The following is a 21406-nucleotide window of genomic DNA, read 5'->3' on the forward strand; positions in this document are numbered from 1 at the left end:
AACCCCTTCAACCGCGTTCAGCACGGGCCAAATCGGGGGTTTTCGATCAGTTCAGGCCCAGCATGCCGCGCAGTTTGGAGAGGTCTTCGGCCAGCGTGTTGACCCGGCCGGCCAGCAGCTTGCGGTCGCGTTCGGTGAGCTTCGAATAGGTTTCGAAGCCGCCGTCGGCCGTCTTGTACTTGGCCAGCGTGTCGAACACCACCTTGAAGTTGGCGTCGGTCTTGTCCGAGAAGGCCTTGTTCTCCTTCACCACCAGCGGGCGCAGCAGCTCGACGATCTTGAACGCGCCCTCGAAGTTCGACTGAAAGTCCCACAGGTCGGTGTGGCTGTAGCGGTTCTCTTCGCCGGAGATCTTGGTGGCGGCCACTTCTTCCATCAGCACGGCGGCACCGCCCACCACCTTCTCGGGCGGGAAGGTCAACGCGACCAGACGCTTCTGCAGCTCGAGCACGTCGGCCAGCAGCTTGTCGGCCACGGGGTTCAGGTCCTTGGTGCTCTTTTGCGTCCACAGGCCGTACTCGATGCGGTGGAAGCCGCCAAAGCCCGGGTCTTTCTCGGCCTTTTCATGGTCGTCGGCGCGCGAGTCGATCGACTTGTCCAGGTCGTTGAACAGCTCGGCCACCGGCTCGATGCGCTCGTAGCTGGTGCGCGTGGGCGCATACAGCTTCTTCGCCTTCTCGATGTCGCCGGCCTTCACCGCGGCGGTGAAGGCGCGGGTGTCCGCGGCCAGCTTGCGCACGTTCTCGGCCACGTAGATCTTGTAGTCGGAGATCGGCCCGACCAGCTCCAGCGGCGACACGGCGGCCTGTGCGCCCACGGAATAAAGCCCGGCGAAGCCTGCGACGCAAGTTGTGAGAGAGGTGGCGAGAAAGTGGCGGCGAAACTGCACGGTCATGGAACTCCTGGTTCTGGCGGTGGTGAAAAAAACGGGTCGTCCTGGCGGCAATCAGGCGGCAATCAGGCCGCGGTCATGCGGCCATCAGGCTGCGCCCGAGCCAGTCGCGCTCGTCCTGCACGCCGGGCAGCGTGAAGAAGAAGCCGCCGCCGATGGGCTTGATGTATTCCTCGAGCGGCTCACCGTCCAGGCGCTTCTGCACCGCGATGAAACCGTTCTCCAGGTTGGCCTGGTAGCAGATGAACAGCAGCCCCATTTCGAGCTGGCCCGACTTGGTGACGCCGTTCGAATAGTTGAAGGGGCGGCGCAGCATCAGGTTCTTGTCCGAGGCCTTGGTGCGTGGATTGGCCAGGCGGATGTGCGCGTCCATCGGCGTGGCCTTGCCTTCGGGGTCCTTGGTGTAGTCGGGCACGTCGTGCTCGGTTGTGCCGCCGTCCATCGGCGCGCCGGTGGGCTTCAGGCGGCCCATGATGGCCTCCTGCTCCTGCAGCGGCGTGCGGTCCCAGCGCTCCACGAAGTTGCGGATGATGCGCACCGCCTGGTAGCTGCCGCCCACGGCCCAGGCCGGCTCGTCGCCGCCGGGCTGCACCCACACGAGGGTGTCCATGAGCTTTGCGTCGGCCGAGTCGGGGTTGGCCGAGCCGTCCCTGAAACCGAGGAAGTTGCGCGCGCTTTCCGCGGGCTTGCCCGGCACTGCCGCAACAGGCGGCACGGTGCCTTCCTGCTTCCAGTGCAGCACCAGCAGGTCGGGCGTGTTCTTGATGATGTCGCGCAGCGCGTGGATGTTGGTGTCGGGCGTGTTGGCGCAGAACTGGATCGACAGGTCGCCGTGGCACAGCGCGGCGTCCAGCGCGTCGTTGGGGTGGCGCTGCATCTGGTTCAGGCGCACCGGCTTCTTCTTGGCAAGGCCGAAGCGCTCGTCGAACAGCGACGTGCCCGCCGACACCGTCACCGTGAGCCCGTCGGGCTGCACCACCGGCCCCAGGATGCCGGAGCCCGCGGGCGGCAGCTTGGGGTCGGGGTCGGTCTGCGCGCCGCCTTGCGTGAGAAAGGCGATGCGCTCGGTGAGCGTGCGAAACAGCCGCTCCAGGTCGGCGCGGTTCTCGGCCAGCACGAAGAACGACGCGATCATGCCGGCCGTGGGGCGCGGCGTGACGATGCCCGCCTGGTGCTTACCGCGGAACGTCACGCGGTCTTGCGTGTGGGTGCTTTGCGGGGCGTCGGTGACCTGGGGGCCGTTGTCGGGCGTGGTGGCCGTAGTGGCCGCCGTGGCTGCGTGGGCCGTATGGGCCGCGGCTGCGAGCCCCGCAAAAGCCACGCCGGCGGCGCCGAGCATGCGGCGGCGATGCGGGGATGCGGGTTGCCCTTCGGGGGAGGCGTTGTCGTTCTTCGGCTTTTCCATGGGGCGTCTTCCTGGTCTTGCTCTCAACTCATTCCAGGCCGAGCGCGGCATTCACCTTGCCAAGTTCCTCGGCCAGTTCGCGCACGGGCGCGGCCAGTGCCTTGCGTTGCGCCTCGTCGAGCGGCGCGGGCTTGAAGCCCTCGCCTTCGCGGTAAGGCGCCAGTGCGGCGTCGAAGGCGGCAAAGCGCTCGTCCACGCTCTTCTGCAGCGCAGGCGAGGCCTTCACCAGCAGCGGCTGCAACAACTCCGCGATCTTCTTCGTGCCTTCGTAGGTGCCCTGCAGGTTCACCAGCTCGGCATGGCCGTAGTGGTCTTCACCGCCCGCGGGCAGGTTGTCGGCCACGCGGCGCAGCAGCTTCGAGGCCGAACCCGCCAGCCGCTCTGGCGGCATGTTCAGCCCGCGCAGGCGCTCCTTGAGCACGCCGATGTCGGTAATCAATTGCGCGACCACGGGCGCCAGCGGCTTCACGTCGTTCTGGCTGTACAGCGCGTACTCGATGCGGTGGAAGCCGGTGAAGCCGGCGTCGGCCTCGCGCTTCTCGAAGTAGTCGGCGCGCGCGTTGATGCGCGTGTCGAGGTCGGCGAACAGCTCGGCCATCGGCTCGATGCGCTTGTAGGCCTGGTGCGCGGGCGCATACAGCGCGCGTGCCTGCTGCAGGTCGCCGCCCTTCACGGCGTCGGCCAGCGCGTGCACCGCGTCGTCGAGCGTGCCGGCCTCCAGCCGCAGGAACACCTGGTACTCGGCCAGCGCGCCCACGTAGTTGACCAGCGAGGGGCGCGCCGCTTCGGCGTCCGACGCGGCCGAAGGCGTCACGCGCAGCTTGCCGCGCGGGTTGCTCAACAGGCCGCAGGTGATGGCGAACTCGCCCGGCTGCAGCTTCACGGTCATGGTCTGCGAGAAGCCCGGCGCGATGTTCTCGCGCTCTTCCACCACCATCACACCGTCGAGAATTTCCCATTCGAGCGCGCGGTTCGACTTGTTGACGATGGTGAAGGTGGTGCGCCCCGCGGGCACGGTGATCTCGTTGGGCTCGCAGGCGTTGCCCTGGATGGTGACGGTGACGGCGTTGTCGCCCGCTTTGGCCGGTGCCTTCTTGGCCTCCTTGGAGGCGTACCAGAAGGCCGCGAGGCCGGCCACCACCAGCAATGCCGATGCGGCCACCGCCAGGCGCATCAGGGTCGAAGAAGGGGCTTTGGTTTCAGGCGAAGAAGAAGGAGGAGAAGAAGACATGAAAGCGTTTCAGCGGGCCGCGGCCGCGCGTGGCACCGGCGCGGGGGCCGGGCGCAAGAAGAAGAACAGGGCAACGGCCAGAAAGGCCAGGTACACAACCACCTCGCCCACCACGGGCGCGGCCTGGTAGCCCAGCAGGCCCGAGAGCACGGCGCCCACGGGGCTGTCCATCGGCAATGCATTGCTCATGTCGAACACCACCGTCTGCAGGTGGTTCCACACGCCGCCTTCATGCAGCTTGCGCAGCACGCCGGCCAAGAGGCCCGCGGCCACCAGAAGAATGAACAGGCCCGTGAAGCGGAAGAAGCGGCGCAGGTCCAGCCGCACGCCGCCCGAATAAAGCCCCCAGCCGACCACCACCGACACGGCAATGCCGGCCAGCGCGCCCGCGGGTGCTTCCCAGCCGCTGCTCTGCTGGAACACGGCCAGCAGGAAGAACACCGACTCCAGGCCTTCGCGCGCGACGGCCAGAAACACCATGCCGATCAGCGCCCAGCCCTGGCCGTCCGCGCCCTGGTGCAGCGCCTTGTCGATGGAGGCCTGCAGCTCGCCCTTGATGGAGCGCGCGGCCTTGCGCATCCAGAACACCATCGAGGTCAGCATGACCACGGCAATGAGCCCGACCACGCCTTCGAACAGCTCCTGCTGCTTCTGCGGAAACTCCGCCGCCAGCAGTTGCAGGCCGGCGCCCGCGAACAGCGACAGCGCGGTGGCCAGCAGCACGCCGACCCACACCGCGGGCATCAGCGCGCCGCGTCCGCTTTGCTTGAGGTAGCTGGCAACAATGCCGACGATCAGCGCGGCTTCGATGCCTTCGCGCAGCATGATGAGAAAGGGAATGAGCATCGGCTTCGGGGAGTCAGGGCAGAAATGCCCCCCCGGGGCCGCAATGCGAGTCAGCGCTTGTCGCAGGCCCCAAAGAGGAGCGGACGAGGATAACCCATCAAATAAGAGACATTCTCATTTAGGGCCTTTAACTTGCCGAGTGGCAATGACTTCCCTGCCCCCCAAGGCTGCCCAGGCTGCCAAACCCTGCGCAAGGCTCAAACGGCCAGTTCGACGATGCGCGCGCTGACCGCGTCGCCGTCGATCAGCAACTCCGCCACCGCAATGGGCAGGCTGAAACGGCGCGGCCCCGCGCTGCCCGGGTTGACGTACAGCACACCGTCACGCATTTCGACTTTGGGCTTGTGCGAATGCCCCGAGACGACCACGCGCACGCCGTCGCGCTGCGGGTCGATGTCGAGTTGCGCAAGGTCGTGAATGGCGTAGAGCTGCACGCCGCCGAACAGCACGCGTTCAGTCTCGGCGATGCCATGGGCCCACGCTTCGCGGTCGTTGTTGCCGCGCACCACGGTCAGCGGCGCCATGTCGCGCAGCGCGTCCAGGATGCCGGCATTGCCGATGTCCCCGCCGTGCACGATGAAGTCGCTGCCCCGCAGCGCTTCCACGGCCTGCGGGCGGAGCAGGCCATGGGTATCGGAGATGAGCCCGACGCGAATCAAGCGATCAGGCCGCCAGCAGTTGGCGCAGCACGAACGGCAGGATGCCGCCGTGCTTGTAGTAGTCGACCTCGATGGGCGTGTCGATGCGCAGGCGCACCGTCACCTCCTGGTGGGTGCCGTCGGGGCGGTGCACGACCAGCTTCACGTCCATCTGCGGCTTCAGCTCGCTGCCGATCACCACGTCGATCTTCTCGTCGCCGGTGAGGCCCAGCGTCTGCCATGAATCGGCACCGCGGAACTGCAGCGGCAGCACGCCCATGCCCACCAGGTTGGCGCGGTGGATGCGCTCGAAGCTGCGGGCCACCACGGCCTTGATGCCCAGCAGCTGCGTGCCCTTGGCGGCCCAGTCGCGCGACGAGCCGGTGCCGTACTCCTCGCCGCCGAACACCACCGTGCCCACGCCTTGTTCCATGTACTTCATGGCGGCGTCGTAGATGAACATCTTCTCGTTGCCGGGCTGGAACAGCGTGACGCCGCCCTCTTCCTGCGTGCCGTTGGCGTCCGGCGGAATCATGAGGTTCTTGATGCGCACGTTGGCGAAGGTGCCGCGCATCATCACGTCATGGTTGCCGCGGCGCGAGCCGTAGCTGTTGAAGTCCGCCTTGGGCACGCCGTGCGCCTTCAGCCAGATGCCCGCGGGCGAGCTTTCCTTGATGGCGCCGGCCGGAGAGATGTGGTCGGTGGTGATCGAGTCGCCAAACAGCGCCATGATGCGCGCGCCCTTGAAGCCCGCGTCCGACGCGTGCGGCTTCATCTTGAAGCCCTCGAAGAACGGCGGCTCGGCAATGTAGGTGGAGGTGGGCCAGTCGTACACCTGGCCCTCGGTGCCCTTGATGCTGCTCCAGAACTTGCCCGGGTCGGTCTTGACCTTGTCGTAGTTCGTGCGGAACGACTTGGCGTTCATCGCAAAGCGCAGGTTGTCGTCGATTTCTTTCGGCGTGGGCCAGATGTCGCCCAGGTACACGTCCTTGCCGTTCTTGCCCTTGCCCACGGGCTCGGTCATCAGGTCGGTCATCACGTTGCCGGCAATCGCGAAGGCCACCACCAGCGGCGGCGAGGCCAGAAAGTTGGCCTTCAGGTTCGGGTGGATGCGTGCCTCGAAATTGCGGTTGCCCGACAGCACGGCCGCGCCGATCAGGTCGTTCTTGGTGATGGCCTCGTTGATCTCCGGCGTCAGGTCGCCGGCGTTGCCGATGCAGGTGGTGCAGCCGTAGCCGGCCAGGTAGAAGCCGAGCTGTTCCAGGTAGGTCAGCAGGCCGGCCTTCTCCAGGTATTCGGTGACGATGCGCGAGCCGGGTGCCAGCGATGTCTTGATGTGCGGCTTCACCGTGAGGCCCGCCTCCACCGCCTTCTTGGCCAGCAGGCCGGCGGCCAGCATCACGCTGGGGTTGGAGGTGTTGGTGCACGAGGTGATGGCAGCGATCAGCACGTCGCCGTTGCCGATGGTCACCTGCCCCTTGGGGGCAGTAGGCGCGGTGGCGCTGGTGTGCGCGGCCGCCTTGGTCGAGCGGTTGGCCACCATCTCGACCACGTCGCGCGGCGCGCCGGCCGGCGGCGCGGCGGCTTCGTCGTCACCGGTGTTGCCGGCCGTGACCAGCGGGTAGCGCAGCTTGAGCTTGTCGGCGGGCTGGTTGAAGCCGTTGGCGTCGTTGGGCTTGCTGTACAGCTCGGAGAACTTGGTCGACAGGTGGCCCAGGTCGATGCGGTCCTGCGGGCGCTTGGGGCCGGCCAGGCTGGGCGACACGGTGCCCAGGTCGAGGCGCACGATCTTGGTGTAGTCGATGTCGCCGGGGGCGGGCATTCCGTACAGGCCCTGCGCCTTGTAGTAGGCGGCGAAGCGCTCGACCTCTTCCTTGGTACGGCCGGTGCCTTCGAAGTACGCCACCGTCATGTCGTCCACCGGGAAGAAGCCCATGGTCGCGCCGTACTCGGGCGCCATGTTGCCGATGGTCGCGCGGTCGGGCACGGCGATGGACGCGGCGCCGGGGCCGAAGAACTCGACGAACTTGCCCACCACTTTTTCGGCACGCAGGATGGCCGTGACGTACAGCACCAGGTCGGTGGCCGTCACGCCTTCGCGCAGCTTGCCGGTGAGCTCGAAGCCCACCACATCGGGCGTCAGCATGTACACGGGCTGGCCCAGCATGGCCGCTTCGGCCTCGATGCCGCCCACGCCCCAACCGACCACGCCCACGCCGTTGATCATGGTGGTGTGGCTGTCGGTGCCGACCAGCGAATCGGGGTAGTACGTGGGCACGTCGGCCTTGTCGTACTCGCTCTTGTAGACGCCGCGCGCAAAGTATTCGAGGTTGACCTGGTGCACGATGCCAAAGCCCGGGGGCACGACGCGGAAGGTGTCGAAGGCCTGCATGCCCCACTTCATGAACTGGTAGCGCTCGTTGTTGCGCTGAAACTCCAGCTTCATGTTCAGGTCGAGCGCCTTGGGTGTGCCGTAGTAGTCGACCATCACCGAGTGGTCGACCACCAGGTCCACCGGCACCAACGGCTCGATGGTCTTGGGCGACTTGCCCAGCTTGGCGGCCACGCTGCGCATGGCGGCCAGGTCGGCCAGCAGCGGCACACCGGTGAAGTCCTGCAGCACCACGCGGGTGACGACGAACGGAATTTCGTCGGTGCGCTCGGCGTTCGGTGCCCAGTGAGCGAGCTCTTCAACGTGCTTGGGCGACACCTTCTGGCCATCGCAGTTGCGCAGCACCGACTCCAGCACGATGCGGATCGACACAGGCAGGCGCTCGATGGTGGGGTATTGCTTGGCCAGCTCCTTCAGGGACCAGTACTTGCCGGACTTGCCCGATGCGGTCTTGAAGGTCTTGAGGGTGGACGCAAAGGCGTGCGCCGGGGCTTTGGCCATAGAGAGACTCCTGTTTGTTCGTGGAAGCCTCTCAAAGATAGCAGTTAACAGTGTCAACCGTTGTAGTCGGGCTTCCCCGTTTTCGCCTTTCGAGGGCCTGTTTCTTATTGCGAAAACGCTGCGTTCCAGCGTGTTGCCGTCGACCAGCCATTGCAAGCCGGGCCTGCACCGCGTCGATGACCTGCAAGGTCATGGCGGCGCGGCACCATCGCGCCAGAATGCGGCCCTATGAACACCACCCGCCCTCACCCGCCCAAGGTCGCCCATGCCGGCCAGCCCGGCGCGCGCGACCCGTTCGGCGCCCACCTGCGGCACTGGCGCACGCACCGCCGACTGAGCCAGCTCGACCTGGCGCAAGAGGCCGAGGTGTCGACCCGCCACCTGAGCTACGTGGAAACCGGCCGCGCCGCGCCCAGCCGCGAGATGGTGCTGCGCCTGGCCGAGCGGCTGGAGGTGCCGCTGCGCGAGCGCAATGCGCTGCTGGTGGCGGCCGGCTTTGCGCCCATGTACCGCCAGCGCTCTCTGGACGACCCCGCCCTGGCGGCGGCGCGCCGCGCGGTCGACCTGGTGCTGAAAGGCCACGAGCCCTTTCCCGCGCTGGCAGTGGACCGCCACTGGAACCTGGTGGCGCACAACGCACTGGTGCCCATGCTGATGGAAGGCGCCGCGCCGGCGTTGCTGCAAGGCCCCATCAACGTGCTGCGCCTGAGCCTGCACCCCGAAGGCCTGGCCCCGCGCATCGCCAACCTGGCGCAATGGCGCACCCACCTGCTCGAACGGCTGCAGCAGCAGATTGCCGCCACCGGCGACCCGGTGCTGCAGGCACTGCACGACGAGCTGGAGGCCTACCCGCCCCCCGCCGTGCACCACGACCTGCCGGCCATCGACACGGCGCTGTCGGCGGTGGCGGTGCCGATTCAGTTCGTCACGCCCAACGGCGTGCTGAGCTTCATCACCACCATCACCATCTTCGGCACGCCGGTGGACGTCACATTGCAGGAACTGGCGGTGGAGTCGTTCTTTCCGGCCGACGAGCAGACAGCGGCTGCGCTGGCTGCATTGGCGGCGCAAACGGCGCGCTGAGCGGAGCATCGGCATCGGCGCCGGCCCGTTTGTGCGTCGGGCCTTCGAAGTCGTCCACCTGAATGACCCTGTCCGCCGCCTTCAGATAGGCCAGCGCCAGTGCGGGGTTGGGCGCTGTGCACGCAGCTTCTTCGAGCGAGTTCGTGCGGCGCAGCACCTTGTTGAGCGCCATGGTGGTGTCCCCGAGCTGCGCGCCGAGTTCCATCGCATGCATCAGGTCGCGCAAGCCGCCCGCCGCGGGCTCGCTGAGGTCGGGTGCCAGGCGCTCCACGATGCGCGGGTTCTTGCGCAGCAGGTCGGCCAGTTCCAGCAATTGCACATCGCGCAGCGGCGCCAGGTGGCCCGTGCGCCGCAGCACCACGGCGCCGATCACGCGCCGGCCGCCCGTCGGCAGGTTGGCATACAGGTCGCGCAGGATCTTGCCGGCCTCGTCGAGCTGCAGGCGAATGGCGGCGCGCGCAAAAGGCAGCATCTCCGGCGCCGCGTCGACGTGGTAGCGCCAGATGCTCGCGCTGGCGAGGTACAGGTGCGCCAGCACGTCGCCCAGCCGCGCCGACAGCAGCTCCATGCGCTTGAGCTTGCCCCCGAGCAGGCCCATTGCCAGGTCGGCCGTCAGTGCGTACTTGGCGCTCATGCGCGCGAGCAATTGGGCTTCGTGCATCAGTGCTTCGGGCGGCTCGCCCAGCACCGGCGCACCGAACACGCTGTGCCACAGGTTGAGCGCCACATGCTTGCCGTGCGCAATGAGCGCCTTGCCCAGCGCCTCTTCGTCGTTGGCCTGCACCGCGGCCATTTCGTCGAGCACATGCGGGTGGCAGCGCACCGCGCCCTGCCCAAAAACGATGAGCGCCCGCGTGAGGATGTTCGCGCCCTCCACCGTGATGGCAATGGGCGCCTGCCGGTAAGACACGCCCAGCAGGTTGGAGGGGCCCGAGATGATGCCCTTGCCGCCCAAGATGTCCATGCCATGGTTGACGGCACGCCGGCCGGCCTCGGTCAGTTGCACCTTCAGGATGGCGCTGGCCACGCTGGGCTGCTCGCCCTTGTCGAGCGCGGCGGCAGTGAAGCGCCGCGCGGCGTCGCTCGCATAGAGCTCGGCCGACATCTGCGCCACGAGCCCCGCGATTGCATGGAACTTGCCCACCGGCATGCCGAACTGCTCGCGAATCTGGCCGTAGCCGTTGCTCACGTACAGCGCGGTCTGCTGCATGGCGGAGCCCAGCGCCGGCAGCGAAATGGCGCGGCCCGCGGCCAGGCATTCCATCAGCATGCGCCAGCCCTGGCCCACCTGCGGCTCGCCGCCGATGATCCAGTCCATCGGCACGAACACCTGCCGCCCGCGGATGGGGCCGTTCATGAAGGCGCTGTCCATCGGGCGGTGCCGCCTGCCGATCTCCATGCCCGCGTGCGGCACCGGGATCAGCGCGCAGGTGATGCCCAGCGCGCGCTCGCCTTCGGGCCTGCTTTCGTCCACGGCATGAAAGGCCAGGCCGACCACGGTGGCGACCGGTGCCAGCGTGATGTAGCGCTTGTCGAAATCGACCAGAAAGCCGCGCGTCATGCGGCCGTTGAATTCGCGCTCGACCAGCACGCCGCGGTCGGGAATGGACGCCGCGTCGGAGCCCGCATAGGGCGATGTAAGGCCGAAGCACGGCAGCTCGCGCCCGTCCGCCAGTCGCGGCAGGTAATGGTCTTTTTGCGTGTCGGTGCCGTAGCGCAGCAGCAGCTCGGCTGGGCCGAGCGAGTTGGGCACCATCACCGTGACGGCGGTCGCCACATTCACCGTGGCAATGCGCGTGACCACGGTGGCATGCGCGAAATGGCCGAAGCCCAGGCCGCCGAACGCTTCGGGAATGATCATTCCGAAGAAGCGCTTCTCTCGCAGGTAGCGCCACACCTCGGGCGGCAGGTCGCGCGCCTGGTCGATGGCGTGGTCGTCGAGCATGTGGCACAGCTCGCGCACTTCGCGGTCCAGAAAGGCCTGCTCTCGCTCGGTGAGCTGGTTGGGGCCCGTGCCGCAGAGCACGTCGAAGTCGGGGTTGCCTGCAAAGAGCCGGCCCTCGAAGCCGACGGTGCCGGCCTCGAGCGCGGCGCGCTCTGTGTCACCCAAGGGCGGAAGCGCCTTGGAAAACGGATGCATGGCCCATCGACCGATGAGTTTCGCCAGAGGCATGGTGCGTCTCCTTCCGCGCCAGGTGGCGCGGATGTGGGCTCATCGTGCGGCTGGCCACCCCTTGCCGAGCGCCGGTCGAGCGCCTCCCTGCGTGTGGGACGGGTGCGACTAACGCTTGGCGGGAGGCGGCCCTGCAGGCCTCGCGGCCGGGTCTTTCCAGCCGTACTCCACATACCTGCGAACGACCAGGCAGCCCGGCGGCGAATCGATCAGCGAGACCGACGAAGTGGGCTCCTTGTCGTCGGTGTACACGGCGTAGTTGGGCAGCAGCCGGGTCATTTTGTAGCTGGCCAGCTCCTGCTGCGCCACGCTCTCGCAGGTGAAGGGCGCCACCGAGATGCGCTCGGCCGACACGGTGCAGTTGCCGCTGTCATCCGGAATGGCGGTGATGGACGCCGCCACGCCCGCGTTGGGGTACTGGATGCCGATGAGCGAGAACATGGGCCCGGCGTCGGGGCGCTTGCGGTCCCAGTCGAGCAGCACGTCATGGCTGCGGCTGCCCTGCACCGTGAGCGCCGACAGGCGCGAGATGGCCGGCAGGCAGCGCTTGATACCCACGCTGGTTGCGGCGCGGGTGAGCATGTCCTGCGGCGCGGCCGGTGGCGCAGCGGGCACCAGCACGCCTTGCGCGAGCGCTGTGCCGGCGGCGGCGCAGGCAAACACTGCGGGCAGCCACCGCAAAAGACGCAACAGGAGATGGACGGTTTTCATGGCGTTCCTCATGCCCAAAGGCGCTCGATGGCCGCTGTGTAGACGCGCACGTTCTCCTCGCCCTCGGGGTCGAGCGTCGCAATGAAGCGGCGTGCGTCTTCTCGGTAGGCCGGCAGGTTGGCGTCGTGCTCGGCAAAGGCGCGCTGCAGGGCGCGCCCGCCTTCTTCGCAGTCGAAGCCGTGGTAGCGGTAGCCGCAGGCGCCCAGCAGATGCGAGTTGTGCACCAGCGGGTAGCCGCCATACAGCGCCTCGTAGTAGACGTAGTTCTGCGCGTTCTCCCAGTGGTGCGAGAACACCGCGTCGATCTTGCCGGGCATCACCTGGTGCACCGGAAAGCGCCCCTCGAAGGTGGCCAGCCCATGGCGCACGATGTCCAGGCTCTGCGCAAAGCCCACGAACAGCGGCTTGTCCTTGAGGTGCAGGCTGTTGTAGACCCATATCTTCTCGATCAGCCGCGGCTGCGCGCGGTGCGCCGCCTCGCAGCCGAGCATGGGAATGAAGCTGGTCTTCACCAGGCAGATGTTGGGCTCGAAGATGGCGATGCGCCATTGCGCGCGGCCGGGTTCATAGGCGAAGGCGGGGCTGTCGGGGGCGTTGGCAACGTCCCGGGCCATGGCACGTTCGAGCACCATCGGGCTCCACAGGTGCGGCAGCAGGCGCACCGGCGCACGAAAGGTGCTCTCGAAATACGGCTTGCACGACACCTCGTACTCGGGAATGGTCCACACCTCGTCGTAGGGCGCGCCTGAGATCAGCAGGCCGTGCGGCTTGTCGAAGATCATGCGTTCGATGTCGATCACGTAGTCGTTGCCCACGCGCATCGAAACGATCTTGCCGCCCTTCTCCCGAAAAGCCACCGACCACTCGCTCGCCAGTTGCGCGCTCATCTCGATCATGAGGTCCAGCTCCTGCGCGGCGGTGGCCATGTCGACAACGGGCACCGGCGAATCGGCCAGGAAGCGGACGGCGTCCGCGGGGCCGCCGTCACCGCCGCCGGCCACCAGCACGGCGCTTTGCACGCGCGGCGAGCGCAGCAGCAGCATCACCAGAAACAGGCAGTTCTGGTAGACGCCGTTCTCCCACAGGCTCTGCTCGCCCTTGCGGATGAAGATGGACACGCCAACCTTCAGGCGGGCCGGCATCGGGGTGCTTGGCGTGTCGTTCATTCGGCCTTTGCTGCATCGGCGCGAAAGGCCGCATTGCCGCCCACCAGGTGCAGCAGGCGCTGCGCATAGCTGTCGACATTGGCGGGGCCGAGCGGGTCGAGCGCGTCGAACACACGGTGCGAACGTGCGCGGTAGTCGTCCAGCTGCGCGTCATGCCCGCGCACGGCCTGCAGCAGTTGCCGCGCGCCGGCGGCAATGTCGAAGTCGGGGTAGTAGTAGCCGGCCTCGCGCAGCCAGGGCGCGTTGTGCACCAGCGGGTAGTTGCCGTAAAGCGCGTCCAGGTGGCTGTAGTTCTGCGCGTTCTGCCACTGGTGCGACACCACCGCGTCGGCAAACTGCACCATGAAGCCCGCAAAGTCGTTGCGCCCATGAAAGACCGCCTTGTGCGCGCGCACCAGGTCCAGCGAGTTCGCCAGGTACAGCATGGTCGGGTGGTCCTTGAGGTGCAGGGTGTTGAGCACCTGCATCGAAACAACCGCGTCGCGGTCGGCCCGGTAGGCGGCGTCGCAGACCAGCATGGGCACGCTGCTGGACTTCACCACCGAGATGTTGGGCTCGAAGATCGCCACCCTGAAACCCGGCTGCTCCGGGGTGCGCGGCATGTAGCCGAAGCGGTGGCCCAGGGCCTCGACCTCGGCCACGCGCTGCGCCAGAAACTGCCGCGACCAGAGGTACGGCACCTCGAACACCGGGCAGCGGTGCAGCGTGCGCATCATGGGCGTGAACACCTCGTCCTTGGGCAGCAGCCACACTTCGTCGCAACGCTCCGGCGGGCTGAAGTGGCCCTTGTCGGTGAACACGATGGGCTCGGCCAGCGACACGAAGGGCTGGCCCACGCAATGGAACACCACGCGGCCGCCGCAGGCGCGAAAGTACGACAGCCACTGCACGTCGAGCGCACCTGCCATCTCGATCACCACGTCCAGCGCGCCGGTCAGCTCGCGCGCGCGGCCAAAGCCCAGGCCCAGCGCGGCCGGGTCGACCTGGGGTGGCATGGCCTGCTGGTCGCCGGCATCGACCAGCGTGACCGACTCCACGAAGCCGATGCGCTGCAGCAAACGCGCCAGAAACAGCACGTTCTGGCCGATGCCGTTCTCCCAGATGTTCTGGCCGGCGTGGGTGAGGACCGAAATGCCGATTCGCATGGTTTGCCAGTGTGGATCAAAAGCGCAAAACGCGACACCATGGCGGACCATGACGCCCGCATCGCCAAATCACCCGATGACCGCTGCAAGCCCCCTGCGCATCGGCATCACCATCAGCCTGCACCAGGAGGCCGAAACGCTGTGGAACAACGGCATCAAGCAGAACGCCGTGTTTCTTGCGGAAGCGCTGAAACACTGCCCCGCAGTGGGTTCGGTCGTGCTGGTGAACACCACCGCCACCCCCATCACCCCCGCCCTGCCCTGGGACCAGGCGCGCTGGCCCACCGTGAGATTCGAGGCGGCCAAGGACAGCGTGGACGTGCTGATCGAGCTGGGTGGCCAGGTCGACGCGGCGCAGACCGACTACCTGAAACAGCGCGGCGTGCGGCTCGTGTCTTACTGCTGCGGCTTCGAATACGTGCACGCCATGGAGGCGATGCTGTTCAACAAGCCGCTCTGGGGCGCCAACCTGTTCGTGAACCAGCGCTACGACGACATCTGGATGGTGCCGCAGGTGGCGAACATCAGCCAGCCGTACTTCGAGGTGCTGCGCCGCGCCAAGGCGCGCGCCGTGCCCTTCGTGTGGAGCCCGGTTTTTCTCGACGAGCGCACGCGCGACCTGCCCCACGCCGGTGTCTACCAACCACGCAGCGGCCCGCGCAGGCTCAGCGTGATGGAGCCGAACATCAACGTGGTGAAGTTCTGCCTCTACCCCGTGCTCATTGCCGAACTGGCGTACCGCGCGCGACCCGAGGCCATCGCGCTGCTGCAGGTGACCAACGCCGAGCGAATGGCCACGCAGAACATGGAGTTCATCACGCTGATGAACCAGCTCGACCTGGTGCGCGAGCACAAGGCCGTGTTTCTGGGCCGGCACGAAACCCCGGCGTTCCTGGCGCAGAACACCGACATCGTGGTCTCGCACCAGTGGGAGAACCCGCTGAATTACTTCTACCTGGAGACGTGTTGGCAGGGCTACCCGCTGGTGCACAACGCGCATTTGTGTGCGGACCTGGGCTATTTCTACGAAGGCAACGACGTGGCCGCAGGTTGTGCGCGCGTATTGCAGGCCATCGACACGCATGATGCGCAGGCCGCCACCTACCGCGAGCGGCAACGCAGCCTCATCGCGCGCTACCTGCCCGGCAATGCAGCGGTCACCGAGGTGTACGACACGCTGCTGCTCGACCTCATTCAGCGCCCCGCCAGATAACCGGACCCCTTCCATGCTCGAAACCTCCGCCCTGCGCCAGTTCTTCCCCGTGATCGTCACGCCCAGCCACGACGGCAAGTACTTCCAGAACTACGTGACCTCGATGATGAATTTCGCCATAGAGGCCGAGCGCGCCGGCATGCGCATGCAGGTGCTGTTCCATCAAGGCGAGAGCCTGGTCACGCGCGCGCGGAACAATTGCGTGGCCCAGTTCCTGGCCAACCCGCAGTGGACGCACCTGTTCTGGATTGACGGGGACATCGGCTTCTCGGCGCAGGCGGCCTTCCGGCTGTTGCTGTCCGGCCATGACATTGCCGCCGGCGTCTATCCGCTGAAGCGCGAGAACTGGCCCGGCGAAGGCGTACCCGCCGGCATGACGCAGCAGCAGTTCGAAGCCACCTTCACGCGCTACACGGTCAACGCCAAGGCGTCCGCAATCACCTCGCAGGTCGAGCTCGACGTGCAGCCCGACGGCTTCATGAAGATGGAAGAGGCGCCGACCGGCTTCATGGTGATCAAGCGTGCCGTGTTCGAGCGGCTCATCGCAAGCTACCCGGAATTCAACTACGTGCCCGACAGCATCGGCGAGGCCGACCAGGGCCTGCACTACCGGTTCTTCGACGTGATGGTCGATCCTGAAACGCGCCGCTACCTCTCGGAAGACTACGGTTTCTGCCGCCTGTGGTCGGGCCTGGGCGAATCGGTCTACATCGACGCCAACTCGAACCTCACGCACCAGGGCGCCAAGCTCTACCGCGGCGACTTCGCGAGTTCATTGCTCACCTCGCTGCCCCACGCGGTGGGAGGACCGGTCGGCGCGACCATGGTGCTGAGCGGCAAGGAGCACCTGCGGCCCAACGTGCCGCCGGGCTGAGCGATTCGCTCACGCACCCGAGGCAAAAAAAAGCCCCGCAATGCGGGGCTTTTTCAATGCGGCAAAGCCGCGCGGATCAGCAGGCCGGAACGGCTTCAGCCACCTTGTAGTCGTCGATCTTGTCGAAGTTCAGGTACTGGTAGATCTGCGCGCTGGACGCGTCGAGCACGCCCGTGGCGGCCATGTACTCTTCTCGCGTCGGGATGCGGCCCAGGCGCGAGCAAATGGCGGCCAGCTCGGCCGAGCCGAGGTACACGTTGGTGTTCTTGCCCAGTCGGTTGGGAAAGTTGCGCGTGCTGGTCGACATGACCGTGGCGCCTTCGCGCACCTGGGCCTGGTTGCCCATGCACAGCGAGCAGCCCGGCATTTCGGTGCGGGCACCGGCATTGCCGAACACGCCGTAGTGGCCTTCTTCGGTCAGTTGCTGCGCGTCCATCTTGGTCGGCGGTGCAATCCACAGCTTGACCGGAATGTCGCGCTTGCCTTCGAGCAGCTTGGAGGCCGCGCGGAAGTGACCGATGTTGGTCATGCAAGAGCCGATGAACACTTCGTCGATCTTGGCGCCTGCCACGTCGCTGAGCGTCTTCACGTCGTCGGGGTCGTTCGGGCAGGCCACGATGGGCTCGTGGATCTCGGCCAGGTCGATGTCGATGACGGCGGCGTATTCGGCGTCTGCGTCACCGGCCAGCAGCGACTGGTCGGCCAGCCATGCTTCTTGCGCGGCGATGCGGCGGGCCAGCGTGCGCGCGTCGGCGTAGCCTTCGGCAATCATCCACTTCATCAGCGTGATGTTGCTGTTGATGTACTCGGCAATCGGCTCCTTGTTCAGGTGCACGGTGCAACCGGCGGCCGAGCGTTCGGCCGAAGCGTCGCTCAGCTCGAAGGCTTGTTCGACCTTCAGGTCGGGCAGGCCTTCGATTTCCAGGATGCGGCCCGAGAAGATGTTCTTCTTGCCTTGCTTGGCCACCGTCAACAGGCCCGCCTTGATGGCGTACAGCGGAATGGCGTTGACCAGGTCACGCAGCGTGACGCCGGGTTGCATCTTGCCCTTGAAGCGCACGAGCACCGACTCCGGCATGTCCAGCGGCATCACGCCGGTGGCGGCCGCGAAGGCCACCAGGCCCGAGCCCGCCGGGAAGCTGATGCCGATGGGGAAACGGGTGTGGCTGTCGCCGCCCGTGCCCACGGTGTCGGGCGTGAGCAGGCGGTTCAGCCAGCTGTGGATCACGCCGTCGCCCGGGCGCAGCGACACGCCGCCGCGGTTGGCCATGAACTCGGGGAGTTCGTGGTGCATCTTGACGTCGACCTTCTTGGGGTACGCCGCCGTGTGGCAGAACGACTGCATCACGAGGTCGGCCGAGAAGCCCAGGCACGCCAGGTCCTTCAGCTCGTCGCGGGTCATGGGGCCGGTGGTGTCCTGCGAGCCGACCGAGGTCATCTTGGGTTCGCAGTAGGTGCCCGGGCGAACGCCCTGGCCTTCAGGCAGGCCGCAGGCGCGACCGACCATCTTCTGTGCGAGCGAGAAGCCCTTCTTGGTGTCGACCGGGCTGCTCGGCAGGCGGAACAACGTGGACACGGGCAGGCCCAGCGCTTCGCGCGCCTTGGTGGTCAGGCCGCGGCCGATGATCAGCGGAATGCGGCCGCCGGCGCGCACTTCGTCGAACAGCACCTCGCTCTTGACGGTGAATTCGGCAATGACCTTGCCGTCCTTCAGTGCCTTGCCTTCATAGGGACGCAGTTCAACCACGTCGCCCATGTTCATCTGTGCCACGTCGAGCTCGATGGGCAGAGCGCCCGAGTCTTCCATCGTGTTGTAGAAGATGGGAGCAATCTTGCTGCCCAAGCAGACGCCGCCAAAGCGCTTGTTGGGCACGAAGGGAATGTCTTCGCCGGTGAACCACAGCACCGAGTTGGTGGCGCTCTTGCGCGACGAACCCGTGCCGACCACGTCGCCCGCGTAGGCCACCAGGTGGCCGCGTGCGCGCAGGTCTTCGATGAACTTCACCGGGCCGCGCTTGCCGTCTTCTTCGGGCACGATGCCGGGGCGCGCGTTCTTGTGCATCGCCAGGGCGTGCATGGGGATGTCGGGACGGGTCGTGGCGTCGGGCGCGGGCGACAGGTCGTCGGTGTTGATTTCGCCAGCCACCTTGAAGATGCTGACGGTGATGCTCTGGGGCACTTCGGGGCGGCTGGTGAACCACTCGGCGTCGGCCCAGCTTTGCAGCACGCCCTTGGCGTGCACGTTGCCCTTGTCGGCCTTTTCCTTGACGTCGTGGAACTGGTCGAACATCAACAGGGTTTTCTTCAGGCCTTCGGCTGCCACGGCGGCGACTTCGGCGTCGTCGAGCAGGTCGATCATGGGGCTGATGTTGTAGCCGCCGAGCATGGTGCCGAGCAGTTCAGTGGCGCGGGCGCGCGAAATGAACTCGCTCTTCTCGGTGCCGTGGGCCACGGCAGCAAGGTAGCTGGCCTTGACCTTGGCTGCATCGTCCACGCCGGCAGGCACGCGGTAGGTGAGCAGGTCGAGCAGGAAGGCGCCGTCTTTGGCGTTCGCGCTCTTCAAGAGCTCGATGGCTTCAGAGGTCTGCTTCGCGCTCAAGGGCAGCGGCGGGATACCGAGCGCGGCGCGTTCGGCAACATGATCAACGTAGGCTTGCAACATCTTCTTTTCTCCGGAAACTGGTCTTTCGGGCGTGCGGAGCGCTCATGCAAGAGCCGCGCCGCACCCCGGGGTTCGGTACCGCTTACTTTGCGCCGTCGGCACCTTCGAACAGGGCCTTGGGCGGGTTCTTCTTCATTTCTGCGGCAAACGCGACTTGCGCGTCGGTCTGGCATTCGTCGGCAATGCGCAGGCCGGCCTTCTGGTTCATCAGCATCGACTTGTTGCCCAGCTGCAGCCACATGGCGCCGGCACGCGGGTCTTCCAGGCGGATGGCGCCGGTACGGCTTTCGACCGGGTGCATGCGGTACTTCAGGCCCTTGGTGGTGACCGAGAAGAAGCCTGGCTTCTTTTCGTCGGGCGTGACGGTCACGTCGGCGCCCAGCTCGCATTGAGCCCGGCCGATGGACACGCGCTGGGCCACGGCCAGGTCGGCGTCGTTGAGCGTCACGTCGGTGTCGGTGTTGATGGGGGTGACTTCTTCCACGGCCTTGGCGGCGCGGCGGGTGACCTGGCGCTTGGGCGGAGCCTTCTTGGCCTCCGCCTTGGCTGCAGGCTTGGCGGCCGGCTTGGCCGGGGCCGCCGCGGTCTGCGCCAGGGCAGCGAAGGGCAGTGCCAGGGCAACGGCAGCGATCAGGGCAATTTTCTTCATGTGTGGGTTTCCTTGAGACTGGATTCGGTTGGGTTTCAGGAGGCCGCGGCTGCAAACCAGGCTTTCGCCTCGGAGGGCAACGCGCGCCCTGTTGCGTGGGCACGCGTCAGAACTTGCCAGAAATGGCGGTAGCTCGCGCGGTCGTGCAATGTGCCATCAATTTGTGTCGGAGCCCAATCAGCCGTTGCCGCCTTTACAAGGATTTGTGTGGCAATTTGAATCTGGGCCTCGTCGGGCGCAAAGGCCTCCAGGATGGGGCGGATCTGGTTGGGGTGGATGCTCCACATGCGCGTGTAGCCGAATTCGGTGGCCGCCTTGCGGGCCGCCGTGCGCATGGCGTCGGTGTTGTTGAACTCGGTGACCACGCAGTGCGAGGGCACCTTGCCGTAAGCGTGCGCGGCGGACGCAATGGCCAGCTTGGCGCGCACCACCAACGGGTGGCTGAACTGCCCCGCCGCGCCCATGCCGTCGGCCGGAATGGCGCCGGCGTGGGCCGAAACGAAGTCCATCAGCCCAAAGCTCAGCGACTGCACGCGCGGATGCGCGGCGATGTCGAAGGCGTTGTGCACGGCCAGCGGCGACTCGATGAGCACATGCAACGGCAGCGCGGCGGCATCGGCAGCGTCGAGCGCGGCCACGGCCTGCAGCACGTCGGCCAGCGACTCCACCTTGGGAATCATCAGGTGGCTGAGGCGATCGGCGGCGCGCCCGGCGATGGTGATCACGTCGCCCACGAAGGCCGGGTGATCGACCGGGTGCACGCGCACACCGACCCGCATGCCGGGCCTGGCGGCCAGCGCGAGCTCGGTGACGAGCGCGGCATGCTCGGCCTCGCCGCCCACCGGGGCGCCGTCTTCGCAGTCGAGGGTGACGTCGAACACGCAGGCGCCGAACTCCTCGGCCATCTCGGCCTGGAGCGCGAGGCTCTTCTTCATGCGCGCTTCGACGCCGCTGTAGTGGTCGCACACGGGCAGCGTCACGGCGCCGGCCTGGGCACCGAGCAGCACCTGCGCGGGATGGACTGTGGTGTTCGTCATGCCTTGCTCTTTTGCGCCACGATGAACATGCGCGGGAAGGCGAGCAGCCGCTTGCCGTCGGCGCGGGCCGGATAGGCTTCACTGACGCGGCGCAGGTACTCGGCCAGATAGCTGGCCTGCAGATCGGCCGGCAGACGATCGACAAAGGGCTTCAGCCCGGTGCCGCGCACCCATTCGACGATGGATACGGCGTCGGCCATGCGGTGCTGATAGATGGTGTGCCACACATCGACGTTTGCCGCGCGGGGCGCCAGCAGGTCGTAGTAACCGCCCAGTTCGAGCAGCAGCGTGCGCAGCCGGTCGGCGTCACCGATGGGCTCGGCCCAGGGGGCTTGCGCGGCCACGGCGCGCATCAGCCGGTGCGTGGGCTCCTGGCGGTTGTCGGGCATCTGGATGGCAAGCACGCCACCCGGGGCCAGCGCGTCGAACAGGCGCGGGATCAGCTTTTGGTGATCGGGCACCCATTGCAGGGACGCGTTGGCATAAATGAGGTCGGGCGCTTCTTCCTTGGAACGCGGCGCCCAGGTCGCGATGTCGCTCAACTCGAAGGTGGCCTGGGGCAGGCGCTCGCGCGCGCTGACCAGCATGGCCTCGGAGTTGTCGGTGCCGGTGACTTGCGCCGCCGGAAACCGGTTGACCAGCAGCTCGGTGGAATTGCCCGGCCCGCAACCCAGATCGACCACGCGGGCGGCCTCGGTCAGGGGCACCCGCGCCAGGAGTTCCTGTGCGGGGCGGGTGCGCTCGTCCTCGTAGCGACGGTAGAGCGCGGGGTTCCAGTCGAGCATGCT

At 66.9% G+C, this 21406-nt stretch carries 17 protein-coding genes; 3 read left to right on the forward strand and 14 right to left on the reverse strand.

All coding sequences use genetic code 11. The features are described 5' to 3' along the window. Positions 1–46: 46 nt before the first annotated feature. From efeO (VLK31_RS01800) to VLK31_RS01825, 6 genes are all read right to left on the reverse strand, one after another. Entirely contained in the window at positions 47–895 is an 849-nt protein-coding gene (gene efeO, locus VLK31_RS01800) for an iron uptake system protein EfeO (protein WP_409166653.1), read from the reverse strand. 73 nt (positions 896–968) lie between these two features. Continuing rightward, positions 969–2297, reverse strand: a complete 1329-nt coding sequence (gene efeB, locus VLK31_RS01805; protein ID WP_409166654.1) for an iron uptake transporter deferrochelatase/peroxidase subunit — start codon at positions 2295–2297, stop codon at positions 969–971. Between the two features lie 28 nt (positions 2298–2325). Continuing rightward, a complete protein-coding gene (gene efeO, locus VLK31_RS01810; RefSeq protein WP_409166655.1) occupies positions 2326–3528 on the reverse strand; it encodes an iron uptake system protein EfeO in 1203 nt (400 codons plus the stop codon). Positions 3529–3537: 9 nt separating this feature from the next. Next, positions 3538–4374, reverse strand: coding sequence for an iron uptake transporter permease EfeU (gene efeU, locus VLK31_RS01815; RefSeq protein WP_409166656.1), 837 nt, complete (start codon positions 4372–4374; stop codon positions 3538–3540). Between the two features lie 197 nt (positions 4375–4571). After that, positions 4572–5033, reverse strand: coding sequence for a metallophosphoesterase family protein (locus VLK31_RS01820; protein ID WP_409166657.1), 462 nt, complete (start codon positions 5031–5033; stop codon positions 4572–4574). Positions 5034–5037: 4 nt separating this feature from the next. Continuing rightward, entirely contained in the window at positions 5038–7905 is a 2868-nt protein-coding gene (locus VLK31_RS01825; RefSeq protein ID WP_409166658.1) for an aconitate hydratase, read from the reverse strand. A 228-nt stretch (positions 7906–8133) separates the two neighbouring features. Between VLK31_RS01825 and VLK31_RS01830 the strand changes: the two genes are divergently transcribed. Beyond that, positions 8134–8988 carry a helix-turn-helix domain-containing protein gene (locus tag VLK31_RS01830; protein ID WP_409166659.1) on the forward strand — a complete coding sequence of 285 codons (855 nt, stop codon included), beginning with the start codon at positions 8134–8136 and terminating at the stop codon, positions 8986–8988. Here VLK31_RS01830 and VLK31_RS01835 read toward each other — a convergent pair. The 4 genes from VLK31_RS01835 to VLK31_RS01850 all read right to left on the reverse strand — a co-directional run bounded on the left by VLK31_RS01835 (position 8894) and on the right by VLK31_RS01850 (position 14183). Next, positions 8894–11161, reverse strand: a complete 2268-nt coding sequence (locus VLK31_RS01835) for an acyl-CoA dehydrogenase (RefSeq protein ID WP_409166660.1) — start codon at positions 11159–11161, stop codon at positions 8894–8896. The genes VLK31_RS01830 and VLK31_RS01835 overlap by 95 nt on opposite strands. A gap of 108 nt (positions 11162–11269) precedes the next feature. Then, a complete protein-coding gene (locus tag VLK31_RS01840) occupies positions 11270–11872 on the reverse strand; it encodes a hypothetical protein (protein ID WP_409166661.1) in 603 nt (200 codons plus the stop codon). Positions 11873–11880: 8 nt separating this feature from the next. Further along, on the reverse strand, positions 11881–13038 hold the full coding sequence (locus tag VLK31_RS01845; RefSeq protein WP_409166662.1) for a DUF2827 domain-containing protein: 1158 nt from the start codon (positions 13036–13038) through the stop codon (positions 11881–11883). Further along, entirely contained in the window at positions 13035–14183 is a 1149-nt protein-coding gene (locus tag VLK31_RS01850) for a DUF2827 family protein (RefSeq protein ID WP_409166663.1), read from the reverse strand. The genes VLK31_RS01845 and VLK31_RS01850 overlap by 4 nt, the downstream gene beginning before the upstream one ends. A gap of 76 nt (positions 14184–14259) precedes the next feature. Here VLK31_RS01850 and VLK31_RS01855 point away from each other — a divergent pair, with 76 nt between their 5' ends. Further along, positions 14260–15396 carry a DUF2827 domain-containing protein gene (locus tag VLK31_RS01855; RefSeq protein WP_409166664.1) on the forward strand — a complete coding sequence of 379 codons (1137 nt, stop codon included), beginning with the start codon at positions 14260–14262 and terminating at the stop codon, positions 15394–15396. Between the two features lie 13 nt (positions 15397–15409). Then, positions 15410–16270: a hypothetical protein gene (locus VLK31_RS01860; RefSeq protein WP_409166665.1), complete on the forward strand. Its 861-nt coding sequence runs from the start codon at positions 15410–15412 to the stop codon at positions 16268–16270. 76 nt (positions 16271–16346) lie between these two features. Here the strand turns inward: VLK31_RS01860 and VLK31_RS01865 are convergent, their stop codons facing one another. The 4 genes from VLK31_RS01865 to tam form a co-directional block, all read right to left on the reverse strand. Then, positions 16347–18932, reverse strand: a complete 2586-nt coding sequence (locus VLK31_RS01865; protein WP_409166666.1) for a bifunctional aconitate hydratase 2/2-methylisocitrate dehydratase — start codon at positions 18930–18932, stop codon at positions 16347–16349. An 82-nt stretch (positions 18933–19014) separates the two neighbouring features. Further along, positions 19015–19581, reverse strand: coding sequence for a hypothetical protein (locus VLK31_RS01870; RefSeq protein WP_409166667.1), 567 nt, complete (start codon positions 19579–19581; stop codon positions 19015–19017). 35 nt (positions 19582–19616) lie between these two features. Then, a complete protein-coding gene (locus tag VLK31_RS01875) occupies positions 19617–20618 on the reverse strand; it encodes an HpcH/HpaI aldolase/citrate lyase family protein (protein WP_409166668.1) in 1002 nt (333 codons plus the stop codon). Continuing rightward, positions 20615–21403: a trans-aconitate 2-methyltransferase gene (gene tam / locus VLK31_RS01880; RefSeq protein ID WP_409166669.1), complete on the reverse strand. Its 789-nt coding sequence runs from the start codon at positions 21401–21403 to the stop codon at positions 20615–20617. Before tam ends, VLK31_RS01875 begins: the two co-directional genes overlap by 4 nt. Between the last annotated feature and the right edge of the window lie 3 nt (positions 21404–21406).

It is taken from the genome of Variovorax sp. H27-G14 (assembly GCF_046156345.1).
GTDB lineage: Bacteria > Pseudomonadota > Gammaproteobacteria > Burkholderiales > Burkholderiaceae_C > Variovorax.